Below are 11939 nucleotides of genomic sequence, written 5' to 3' on the forward strand. Positions count from 1 at the left end.
CCTTGCCTGACCAGCGCGGCCCGACCAGCGTGGCGCGATGGCTCAGAGGCCGTGTTTCTCGAAGACCTTGCCCAGCTTCTCTTCCAGCACCGCCGCCGTGAAGGGCTTGACCACATAGCCACTGGCACCGGCCTGGGCGGCGGCGATGATGTTTTCCTTCTTGGCCTCAGCGGTGACCATCAGCACCGGCAACGTGGCCGTGGCGGGATTGGCACGCACGCGCCTGAGCATCTCGAGCCCATCGAGGTTGGGCATGTTCCAGTCGGAGATCACCAGCTCGAAGCTGCCTTGATTCAGGAACTCCAAAGCCTGTTGCCCATCTTCGGCTTCCTCCACATTGGTGAAGCCGAGCTCCTTGAGCAGGTTGCGCACGATGCGACGCATGGTGGGAAAGTCGTCGACGACGAGGATTCGCAGGTTCTTGTCGGCCATCAGCGGTCGGGCTCTCTTCCAGAATCACATGAGGGAACGGCTGAAAATTCCAGCCTTGTGAGGGGGTTATCGGCCACGAGCCGGCAGACTTTACCCTTTGCGACCATCTTCTCCTTGCCGGCAACTCACACCCACTTAACCTCCACGCCCAGGCAGATCGAAGCGGTCTAGACGCGTTGCGAACGCCCGGCCAGCTGTACCAGGTGAAGCAGTTGCCCACTGATGCGACTCAACGGCAATACGCTTTGCGCGGCCCCGAGCTCGACGGCTTCCCGCGGCATGCCGTAGACCACGCAGCTTTGCTCGTCCTGGGCGATGGTGTGGGCGCCGGCTTCGCGCATCTGCAACAACCCCCGCGCCCCGTCGCGACCCATGCCGGTGAGGATTACGCCCACGGCGTTGCGACCGGCCACCCGCGCCACGGAATCGAACAGCACATCCACCGATGGGCGGTGACGATTGACCGGCGGACGCTGATCGAGGGTGACCACATAGTTGGCCCCGCTGCGCGACAGCGTCAGGTGGGCGTCGCCAGGCGCGATATAGGCGTGCCCGGGCAGGATGCGCTCACCGTGCGCAGCTTCCTTGACGGCGATACGACACAACCCATTGAGTCGCTCGGCGAACGAGCGCGTGAAGCCCGGCGGCATGTGCTGAGTCACCAGGATGGCCGGCGCATCCGCCGGCAACGACTGCAACACCGCGCGTATCGCCTCGGTCCCGCCGGTCGAGGCCCCCACCGCGATCAGCTTCTCGCTCGACAGCAATGGCCGGCGGCCGGCAGCAGCGGTCGCAGGCGGACTGACCGTGTCCTGACTGACCGAAGCGGCGACTGACCTGTCTGCCAGACTGGACTGATATGGATTGGACTGAGGCAAGCTGGACTGAGTCGGATTGGACAGGGTCGAATTGGACAGAACCGAGACGGCCTGTACACCGCCAGCCGATGGCGACGTCACAGCGCGACCCGCAGGGCGCACACGCGCCCGCGCGGCGGCGCGAATCTTGTCTGCAATCGTCTCGGCATACTCGAGCATGCCGCCACGTATGCCCAGACGCGGCTTGGAGACGAAATCCACCGCGCCCAGCTCCAGCGCGCGCAGCGTGATTTCCCCGCCGCGCTCGGTCAGCGAAGACACCATCACCACCGGCATCGGCCGCAGACGCATCAGGCGCTCGAGAAAGTCCAGCCCATCCATGCGCGGCATTTCCACATCCAGCGTCAGCACATCCGGCTCGTGACGCTTGATCAGGTCGCGCGCGACCAGCGGGTCCGGCGCGGTGGCCACGACCTGCATGTCAGGCTGGGCATTGATGATCTCGGCCATCAACTCACGAATCAGCGCGGAGTCATCGACACACAGCACACGGATCATGCGCCCGGCCCCGGCCTGGGGCGTGCCTGCGCCAGCAGCTGCACTTGAGTTCGAATCTGACCTTGAACCAGCATTTGAGCTTGAGACCGAGCATGACGATGAAGCGGGAGTAGGCATCCAGACACTCCTGGAGAGTGGGTAAGGGAAAGGAAATCATCACCAGCCATCACGACGCATCACGCGCCCTCCGTCCGGCGGCGAGACAGGGTATAGACCGTCTGGCCGCGCAGCGTGAAGGCATCATTGAGCCATGAAAAATTCTCGGAATGACCGGCAAACAACAGTCCATCGGGCTTGAGCATCAGTGCGAAGCGGTCCAGCAGACGTGACTGGGTCTGCTTGTCGAAGTAGATCATCACGTTGCGACAGAAGATCACGTCAAAGCCGCTACCGAGGTCCCAGTGGCTATCCAGCAGATTCAGGTGGCGAAAGCGCACCAGCTGCTTGATCTCCGGGCGCACCCTCACCTGCCCCTGGCGACTGCCGCTGCCACGCAGCATGAAGCGCTTGCAGCGTTGCTCACCCAGTTTGGCGATGCGCTCGAAGGGGTAGATGCCGAGTTCGGCTTCCCGCAGCGCATCCGTGTCGATATCGGTGGCGATCAGCTCGACCTGATTCGCCGCGGCCCCCAACACCTCGCGCAGCACCATCGCGATGGAATAGGGCTCCTCCCCGGTCGAGGCGGCCGCACACCAGATACGTAGCGGCGCTCGCTGACCCGACACCTGACGCTGCAGGCGCTCGCGCAGGAAGTTCTCAAGCATCACGAAGTGATGGGGCTCGCGAAAGAACGCGGTCAGATTGGTGGTCAGCGCATTGATAAAGGCAGGCCACTCGTCGTGATCACTGCGACTCAGGCTGGCCTCCAGCATGGTCAGATAATCATGGAAACGCGTCAGACCATGCACTCTGAGCCGGCGCGACAGACGGCTGTAGACCATCTCACGCTTGTGACGCGCCAGCACGATGCCGGCGCGCTGATAGATGAGGCGCGCGATGCGCTCGAAGTCGTCATCGGTCATCACCAGGTCCCGCCCGAGGGCGTGGGAAGCCGGTAACGGGGCGGACCAGACGGGTGGCGGCGTGAGATCTGTCACCGTCGCGGACCCTGTGAGCCGCCAGGCACCTGCGCTCGAGTCGCGGCCTGAGCGTGCTCAGAAGAAGACTGCTCGGCTGATGCGTCCCCCGGCAGGCGTGCGGGAATCTGCTCCGGCCCTTCGCCGCCAAAGCGGAAGACGTTGACCGCATGCGACAGCCCCGCGACCGAACGCTCGAGATCCTGCGCCAGATGGGCGCTGCTCATCACACGCTGGGCGTTCTGCTGAGTGGCCTGGTCCATCTCGTTGATGGCGGTATTGATCTGCTCGATGCCGCCGCTCTGCTCACGCGAGGCCGAGGAGATCTCGGCGATCAGATCATTGACCCGCGAGATGCCGGTCACGATCGCCTCCATGGTGCCGCGCGCCGCCTCGACCTGATCCCCGCCGTCGCTGATCTCCCGCTGGGTGGTGTCGATCAGGGCCTTGATCTCGCGCGCCGCCTCGGCGCTGCGAGAGGCTAGATTGCGCACCTCACCTGCCACCACGGCAAAGCCGCGACCATGTTCACCGGCGCGTGCGGCCTCCACCGAGGCATTGAGGGCCAGCAGGTTGGTCTGGAAGGCGATCGAGTCGATCACCTTGATGATGTCGGCCATCTTTTCAGAGGTGGCGGTAATCCCCTGCATGCGCACCACCACCGCCTGCATCGCCTCGCCACCTTCATTGGAGGAGCGCGTGGCCTGATCAGCCAGTTGCGAGACCTGGATGGCATTGTCGGCATTCTGGCGCACGGTGCCGGTCATCTGCTCCATGCTGGCCGCCGTCTCTTCCAGCGATGCCGCCTGCTGTTCGACCCGCGCCGAGAATTCCTGATTGCCGTGTGCCATGTCGCCAGCGGCAGGCCTGACCACATTGATGCCCGCATTGACCTCGCTGACGATGCCGACCAGCGACTTGCGCATGCTGTCCAGCGCTCGCACCAGGCGTGCCATCTCGTCATTGCCCGCCAGCGTCATCGACTGGGAAAGATTGCCCGCGGCGATCTGGCGCGCGAAATCCAGGGTACTGCGCAGCGGACGAACCAGGCTGCGGTAGGTACGCAGTGCCAACCACAGCGACACCACGCCCACGCCAGCGAAGGCGGCCCACAGCCCCCACTCCAGACGCGCTTGGCTCGCCTCAAGCGCTTGTTGGCGCTGCTCGAGCGTCGCCAGCTGCGCCGCGGGTAGCTCGGCAGACAGCTGGGCCAGCACGGTACGTGCATGCGCCTGGCTATCGGCCAGCACCTGCAGCAGCTCGCTGCCCATCAAGGCTCCGGCCACCAGCGGCAGTGCGGCCAGCAGCGCGATACGCGGCGCCATGCGCCACTGGGTGAGGCGCTTGAAGGCCCCTATGAGGCCAGCACGCACGATGCGGCCCTTGCTCAAGCGATAGTCGCGCTTGCCCTGCTTGAGGCCCGCGTAGACCTGCTCGGCCTGGTCGATCTGCTCGCGACTGGCCTTGACGCGCACCGAGGCAAATCCCATCACCTCGCCCTGCTCGATCAGCGGCGTCACACAGGCGTCGACCCAGTAATAGTCGCCGTTCTCGCGTCGATTCTTGACCAGCCCCTGCCAGCTTTCGCCTTGCTTGAGCGTCGACCACAGATTCTCGAAGGCGGCTTCTGGCATGTCGGGGTGGCGCACCAGATTGTGCGGCGCACCGATCAAGGCATCACGCGTGAAGCCACTGACCTCGATGAAGACAGAGTTGGCGTAGGTGATGCGTCCCTTGAGATCGGTACGCGAGATCAGGTAGTCATGCTCACCAATGGGGTATTCCCTTGCCGTCACCGGCTGATTGTTTCGCATTGCCCTTGCTTAGCCTCGTACTCGTCACAGCGTGATCGTCATTGACCCGGCGAGACCACTGACCGGCAGCATGACCGTCATTGTCCGGTACAGCCGCCCACGACCTTGTGGTGCACACCTTATCGGCCGCTGTCGGCCGTTCTTGAACGCAAGAGCGCCGCTGACCAGCAGGCCAGCGGCGCTCGAGACGAAACGGGTGGAAAATCTCGCGAGATCAGGCGAGCACACGCCGCAGGCAACATGCCGCCTATTGCGCCTGACTCATGCCGCGAGACAGCCGGTCATGCCGGCTGCGCCGCGGGCTCCATCAGCGCCATTTCATCACTGGTCATCATGTGCTCGATATCCATGATCAGCAGCATGTGATCATTGACGGTCGCCAGCCCCGCCAGGAAGTCACTGTTCATGCGCGCACCGAATTCCGGCGGCGGCAGCACCTGATCGGCCGCGAGGCTGATCACATCGGAGACGCCATCGACGACGATGCCGACCACACGCTCACCGATATTGATCACGATGACCACCGTCTGCGCGGTGTATTCGGCCTGACCCAGCTGGAACTTCAGCCTCAGATCGACGATCGGCACGATGACGCCACGCAGGTTGGTCACGCCCTTGATGAAGGCCGGTGCATTGGCGATACGCGTGACGTTCTCGTAACCGCGAATCTCCTGCACCATGAGGATATCCACGGCGTAGTGCTCCTCGCCGAGGCTGAATACCAGGTATTCGCCGCCGTCATTGACCTTGGAGGCGTGGTCCTGCGCCAGGCCGACATTGGACGTCTGCGCCGCGGCAACTTGAGTGTGAGACATGCTCATCTCCTGTCTGTGATGGGGTGGAGCTTCGCGCCGAGGCGCAAGGGGCGAGTGTGCGGCCGGTGAACGGCCATCGCCTCAGCTGACAATGGCGTCCCGGGGCATGATGGCGACCTGGGGCATGGCCAACTCAGTGACGGCCTCTGCCTGCCGCTGCACCGCTGGCATCTGGTTGGCGAGGCGATGCAGGTCCGAGACATCCAGAATCAGCGACACCCGCCCATCGCCCAGGATCGTCGCCGAAGAGACGCCCGGCACCTTGCGATAATTCCTTTCGAGATTCTTGACCACCACCTGCTGCTGACCGATCAGCTCATCCACCAGCAAGGCGTAGTGACGCCCCTTGCCCTGCACTACCACCACGATGCCCTGCTCGGGCTGGGTCTGGGCACCAGGCACCGCGAATACCTCATGCAAGGCGACCAGGCTCAGGTATTCGTCCCGCACCTTCAGCAGGCGATCATTGCCGACCATGCTGAACAGCATGTCGGCCTGCGGCTGCAACGACTCCACCACCACCGATAGCGGCAGGATGTAGATTTCCTCGCCGACGCGAATGGCCATGCCCTCGAGGATCGCCAGCGTCAGCGGCAGCACGATGCGTGTGGTGGTGCCCTGTCCGGTCACGGAAGCAAGCTCCACATGCCCGCCCAGCGCCTGGATGTTGCGCTTGACCACATCCATGCCGACTCCACGCCCCGAGACGTCACTGACCTGCTCGGCCGTCGAGAAGCCTGGGGCGAAGATCAGCTGCCAGACCTCGTCGTCGCTCATGCCATCGCTGACCGTCAGGCCGTTGCTACGCGCCTTGGCCAGAATACGCGCGCGATCGAGGCCGGCGCCGTCATCCATCACCTCAATGACGATATTGCCGCCCTGATGGCGGGCAGACAGCGTCAGGGTGCCGTGGGCGCTCTTGCCACTCGCCTCACGCTCGCTGGGCGATTCGATGCCATGATCGAGGCTGTTGCGCACCAGATGGGTCAGCGGATCGATGATGCGCTCGATCAGGCTCTTGTCCAGCTCGGTGTCATGCCCCTGGCTGACCAGCTCGACCTGCTTGCCCAGCCGCGAGGCAAGGTCGCGAATCAGGCGCGGAAACCGCGAGAACACGTAGTCCATCGGCATCATGCGCACCGACATCACCGCTTCCTGCAGATCTCGTGCATTGCGCTGCAGCTGGCTGATGCCACTGACCAGCGCCGCCTGATCCGGCGGCGTGGTCGCCGATGCCGTCTGCTCCAGCATCGACTGGGTGATGATCAGCTCGCCGACCAGGTTGATGATGGTATCGACCTTGTCGACGCCGACGCGAATGGAGCCCTGCTCAGTGGGCGCATCAGTGGCGCGCCGCCCCGGGTGGCTGCGTCGCTCGCCACTCGCCACGGCAGCGGAAGACGACTCTTCCATGCCAGCGGAGGATGATTCTGCCGCGCAAGCAGAGGAAAGTCGTGGCGACGAGCCTGTATCGACAGCCGCTTCAGCAGGCGCTGGCTGGTCAGCAAGTTCGACCGCTGCGTCTTCAGCCATGCCATCGGCGACGTCCTCGGCCTGCTTTTCAGTCAGCTCTTCAGTCAGCGCTTCAACCCGCCCATCCGCTACGCCGCCCACTACGCCGCCCACTACGCCATCAACTACGTCATCAACCTCCGCTGGGGGAACGGGTGTCGCGGGCTCGATCAGAATCTGCTCCGGCTCGATGACGAAGCACATTACTGCCTCGATATCCGCAGCGCTGACCGTGGTACTCACGATGACGCGACATACCTGCTCGTCACCACTGCTGGAGATGACCTCACCGAGGTTGGCCAGTTCTTCGATCAGCAGTTCACGCTCGCGGTCGGCGACGAACATCAGAGTGACCGAGAGCAACGGCACACTTGCGTCGGCGCTGGGCCGTGGCTCGAGCGCAGACGGCGTGGCCACATCGCTGCCAACTAGCGCAGACGCTTCGCCTGACGGCCCTGGTAGGCTCGGGGTATCCATCACCGACGGCTCCTCGCCCAGCTGCTTGAGCACCGCGACGATATGCGCGTAGGCCTCGGGGTCGGGGGACTGGGCATTGCGATAGGCCGCCAACTGGTCGTCGAGCATGTCCTTTGTCTCCAGAAAGCGATCGATATGCTGAATGCTCAACCGCAACTCGCCACGGCGGGCACGGTCCAGCAGGTTCTCGAGGTGATGGGTGGTGTCCTGCAGGACCGTGAAGCCGAAGGTCGCGGCACCGCCCTTGATGGAATGGGCCGCACGAAAGATGGCGTTGAGCTGCTCGGCATCCGGCGCCTCGACATCCAGCGCCAGCAGCAGGCGCTCCATCTCGGCCAGCAGCTCCTGCGCCTCCTCGAAGAAGGTGTCGTAAAACTCACTGATATCCATGCATGTTCTCGCTGGCTGTCATTGCGCTATCACACGGGAAGCGGCGCCGCTTGAGTTCTGACATGAGGCGCATTGAGCGCACTCAGCTGTCCAGCCCGGAGGCGACGGGGCTGTCGGTGACAGGACTGCCAGCGACGGGATTCGTCACGCGTACCGGGCTTGCCAGCTGCTCGAGACGCTCGCGCAGGCTGTTGATGTCCTCGGCGGGCCGGGGATTGACGCCGTTGCTGTCGGTGATATCGCGATAGGCCGACTGGCTGAGCACCATCAGGCTGATGCGACGATTGATGGCGGCCTCAGGGTTCTGGCTGTCAAGGCTGATGCGCGAGCCCATGCCGACCACGCGCACGATGCGCTCATAGGGCAGCCCACTGTTGCCCAGCACGCGGCGCGCGGCATTGGCGCGATCGGTGGAGAGCTCCCAGTTGCCGTAGCCGCCTTCGCCGACGAAGGGACGATTATCGGTATGCCCGGTGATGCTCAGATGATTGGGCAGCCGCTTGAGAATCGGCGCCAGCAAGCCAAGCAGCTGCGAGAGCTGTGGCGAGGGTTGCTTGCTGCCCAACGCGAACATCGGGTGCTGATCGCTATCGGTGATCTGGATGCGCAAGCCTTCGGAGGTCAGCTCGATCTGCAGCTGCTCACGCAGTTCGGCCAGGTCCGCATCATCGGCCATGCGCTGCGTCATGGTGGTGTCGATCTCGTCGCGAATGGCGGCCATGCGGGAATCATCGGCCAGCGCCTGGCGCTGCAGGCGTTGCAGATCAGCGCCCTTCTCGCCCTGGGTCTGCTCGGCCATGAAGCCGCCGCCGGGAATGGCACTGCTGGAGGCCGAATTGCGATCGCCCCCCAGCAGCGAGACTTCCAGCGGCGCACCGAAGTAGTCGGAGATTTCCCGCAGGTCGTCATCCGAGGCATTCGAGATCACCCACATCACCAGGAAGAAGGCCATCATCGCGGTCATGAAATCGGCGTAGGCGATCTTCCAGCCACCGCCATGATGCCCTTTGACGATACGCGGCCGCTTGATGACGATGGGTCTGCGCTCTTCACTCATCGAGACCTCCGAGCTTCAGTCCAGAGACACCCACTGCCTCGACCACGACAGCCAGCGACACCTCTGTCACTGACACGCAGGTGACGGGCGCGCTTGAGACTGCCGCACTTGTGAGTGATGCACTTGCGACTGACGCACTTGCGACTGACAGCAACGCCATATCAGCCCGCACCCTTGTTCTTGATCTCGCGCACATGCTCTTCCAGCTCGTTGAAGCTGGGGCGCTCGGCGGTGAACAACGCCTTGCGGCCGAATTCCACCGCGACCTGCGGAGCGTAGCCATTGAGCGAGGCCATCAGGATGACGCGAATGCACTGCATCATCTTCACGGCCTCGTGCACTTCGTGCTGGATCTTGTTGGCGACCGGCGTGACGAAGCCATAGGCCAGCAGGATGCCGAGGAAGGTGCCGACCATGGCATTGGCGATCAACACGCCCAGCTGGGCGGCGCCCTGGTCCGCCGAGGCCAGCGCATGCACCACCCCCATCACGGCGGCGACGATCCCGAAGGCCGGCAGACCATCGGCCACCGCCGAGAGGGAATGCACCGGAATCTCGGTCTCGTGCTTGAAGGTCTCGATCTCGTGCTCCATCAGCGACTCGAGCTCGAAGGGGTCCATGTTGCCGCTGACCATCAGGCGCAGGTAGTCGGTGATGAAATTCATCAGAATGGGGTCGGAGAGCAGGCGCGGATACTCGGCGAACAAGGCGCTTTCCTGCGGGTTGTCGATGTCCTGCTCGATCGCCAGCATGCCCTGCTGACGGGCACGCGACAGCAGCAGATACAGCAGCCCGATGACTTCCATGTACAAGGACTTGTTGTAGCCACGCGTGCGCTTCAACTTCGAGAATGCCTTACCGGTGGCCTTGATGGCCTTGCCGTTGTTGCCGGCCAGAAAGGCGCCGACGGCAGAGCCACAGATGATGAGCAATTCCGCAGGCTGCATCAGCACCGCCAGGTGCCCGCCCACCATCAGATACCCGCCCAGGGTGGACCCGATGACCACTAGATAGCCTATGAACAACAACACAATAACCCCCTTGGCATTCGGTCAACGTCGCATGAATCTGACTATCGGCGTCGCTGAGCATGTCTTTAGGGTCACGGCGGAATATTCGTTGAGGCAGTCGTTGTGTAAAGCACAATGGCCGAATGAGCCATGGTCGAAAGCACCATGGTCGAACAGTCGGCACAGAGACAGGCGGGCAATCAATGGTGCACAACGCAAGAAGGCTTGCCCGGGGATGGGCAAGCCTTCTGGTGTTTGCACGCTCGTCTTGCTCGTTCGCCTGGCGCCATCCTGGTGCCTTCACTGACACGAGACAGCTATCAGCCGAGACTGGCGACGGCTGCCGACTGCTCCAGTGCCAGTTCTTCACGGGCCTTGCGACGGGCGGCCGTCTTGCCGGCACGCGATGGCGGCTGGCAGATGCCACACACGTAATCGTGTGATGGCGTGTGGGCGTGCACCACGAAATGGCCACTGCAGGTCTTGCAGCTAGCCACTTCCAGCAGATCACTTTCGAAAAAGCGCACCAGCGTCCAGGCGCGCGTGAGCGCCAGCACCGGCTCGTCTTCGCCGACATGCTCCAGGTAGAAGCGATATGCCTTGACGAAGGCGTTCATGCGCGACGCGCCCTGCGCCTTGAGCCGGCGGTAGAAGCCGTGGAACAGCGACGCATGCAGATTGGGCTGCCAGGTCATGAACCAGTCGGTGGAAAACGGCAGCATGCCCTTGGGCGGCGAGACACCCCGAACTTCCTTGTACAGCTTGACCAGACGCGCGCGGCTGATCTCCGTTTCCGTCTCGAGCACCTGCAGGCGGGCCCCCAGTTCGATCAACTCTACTGCCAACTGCAGCTGTTGCAGTTCATCGACGAGACTTTTCTGGGTCATCAGCTGACTCCCCCCTGGCGAAGTCCAGCATCGTTCTGACGCGCATTCAGCAGCATGGCAGTGTGCATCGCGCTGAAATCCTGGTCGCGTCCGCCCTGCAATACCCCCTTGAGCTGCGAGGCATCATCCAACGCCAGCTCGCACAGCAGTTGATTGCAGGACGACAACGACACCAGCTGACTGACACTCATGCCAGACAATAGATCCGCCATCTCTTGATCGAGACCCAGGCGTACCAGCGCCATTTCCGTATCTTCGACCAACAAGCGCTGCACAAGCAGAAGATACGACAGATTGACACTCTGTATATCATTGAGCAGTGAGGACATCATGATTCCCTGAGTGGTCTGATCGTCCCGAGCTACCGCCAACCCTGGCGCTCGACCGTCATTCCTTATGGTTTTGATGTGATGAAACGAAATACTCAATGGCGCCGGACCAGTGGCGCCATGCGGGATAGCGGCTTCATGACCAAATGAGCCACCCACTTTAAGATGGCGATTCTAATGCTTAATCACGTAATGGACCAGACTCTTCATCAACATTTTTTTACATACCACTACGCTATATGCACAAAAGCTGCATCAAGCCGCCGAAATGGCAGCAAGGTGTGTCAGAAAAGCCCTCAATCTTGTCTTCAAGACGACTTGCATAATCACGATGCACCAGATTTGTCATACAAAGCAATAGCAAGCGGATGGTGCGCACAGTGTGTTTCATTTTCGTGAAAGGCAGGCCTGACCCTTTCCCGCCACCCGGGGCATGCCTTGTACAATATCGAGCAATTGCCCCGAACGGGCCGCCAACAGGCAGCAAGTTACCCCTGCGTAAAGGCGAGGAATAACGCAATGTCAGCACTTGCCCAGATTGGGCTATCTGCTATTTCAACGCTGTGAGAGGACCCGCCAGCGGCTCGCCCAAATGGGCTTCTCTCGCCGCTTCAACACAATAAAACACTGCATATGAGGGTTCTGGCACAAACAACATGCAGGATCGAGCTGCATTTACAGGGCGACCCTCGGCGGAGTTTCAATACCGTATCCACGCAAGCAGTTCGCCTGAGTGACGCTTTATTTAAATATTATAAATAAAT

The 11939-nt window shown here is 62.3% G+C and carries 10 protein-coding genes; all 10 read right to left on the reverse strand.

The genetic code is table 11. The features are described 5' to 3' along the window. Positions 1 to 42 precede the first annotated feature (42 nt). The 10 genes from cheY to flhD all read right to left on the reverse strand — a co-directional run bounded on the left by cheY (position 43) and on the right by flhD (position 11274). Positions 43 to 432: a chemotaxis response regulator CheY gene (cheY, locus tag HA399_RS08980; RefSeq protein WP_131432094.1), complete on the reverse strand. Its 390-nt coding sequence runs from the start codon at positions 430 to 432 to the stop codon at positions 43 to 45. A gap of 167 nt (positions 433 to 599) precedes the next feature. Beyond that, on the reverse strand, positions 600 to 1808 hold the full coding sequence (locus HA399_RS08985; protein ID WP_404324717.1) for a chemotaxis response regulator protein-glutamate methylesterase: 1209 nt from the start codon (positions 1806 to 1808) through the stop codon (positions 600 to 602). 176 nt (positions 1809 to 1984) lie between these two features. Next, positions 1985 to 2830: a CheR family methyltransferase gene (locus tag HA399_RS08990; RefSeq protein ID WP_279833766.1), complete on the reverse strand. Its 846-nt coding sequence runs from the start codon at positions 2828 to 2830 to the stop codon at positions 1985 to 1987. A 71-nt stretch (positions 2831 to 2901) separates the two neighbouring features. Continuing rightward, positions 2902 to 4698, reverse strand: a complete 1797-nt coding sequence (locus tag HA399_RS08995) for a methyl-accepting chemotaxis protein (protein WP_404324718.1) — start codon at positions 4696 to 4698, stop codon at positions 2902 to 2904. A 281-nt stretch (positions 4699 to 4979) separates the two neighbouring features. Continuing rightward, complete coding sequence (locus HA399_RS09000) at positions 4980 to 5519, reverse strand: chemotaxis protein CheW (RefSeq protein WP_404324719.1); 540 nt, start codon at positions 5517 to 5519, stop codon at positions 4980 to 4982. A 75-nt stretch (positions 5520 to 5594) separates the two neighbouring features. After that, entirely contained in the window at positions 5595 to 7892 is a 2298-nt protein-coding gene (gene cheA / locus HA399_RS09005) for a chemotaxis protein CheA (protein ID WP_404324720.1), read from the reverse strand. An 82-nt stretch (positions 7893 to 7974) separates the two neighbouring features. Next, positions 7975 to 8949, reverse strand: coding sequence for a flagellar motor protein MotB (motB, locus tag HA399_RS09010; protein WP_131432099.1), 975 nt, complete (start codon positions 8947 to 8949; stop codon positions 7975 to 7977). A gap of 161 nt (positions 8950 to 9110) precedes the next feature. Then, a complete protein-coding gene (motA, locus tag HA399_RS09015; protein ID WP_176677172.1) occupies positions 9111 to 9980 on the reverse strand; it encodes a flagellar motor stator protein MotA in 870 nt (289 codons plus the stop codon). A gap of 299 nt (positions 9981 to 10279) precedes the next feature. Continuing rightward, positions 10280 to 10846, reverse strand: coding sequence for a flagellar transcriptional regulator FlhC (flhC, locus tag HA399_RS09020; protein WP_054556600.1), 567 nt, complete (start codon positions 10844 to 10846; stop codon positions 10280 to 10282). After that, a complete protein-coding gene (gene flhD, locus HA399_RS09025; protein ID WP_348470909.1) occupies positions 10846 to 11274 on the reverse strand; it encodes a flagellar transcriptional regulator FlhD in 429 nt (142 codons plus the stop codon). The genes flhC and flhD overlap by 1 nt, the downstream gene beginning before the upstream one ends. Positions 11275 to 11939 lie beyond the last annotated feature (665 nt).

It is taken from the genome of Cobetia sp. UIB-001 (genome assembly GCF_044789135.1).
GTDB lineage: Bacteria > Pseudomonadota > Gammaproteobacteria > Pseudomonadales > Halomonadaceae > Cobetia > Cobetia amphilecti.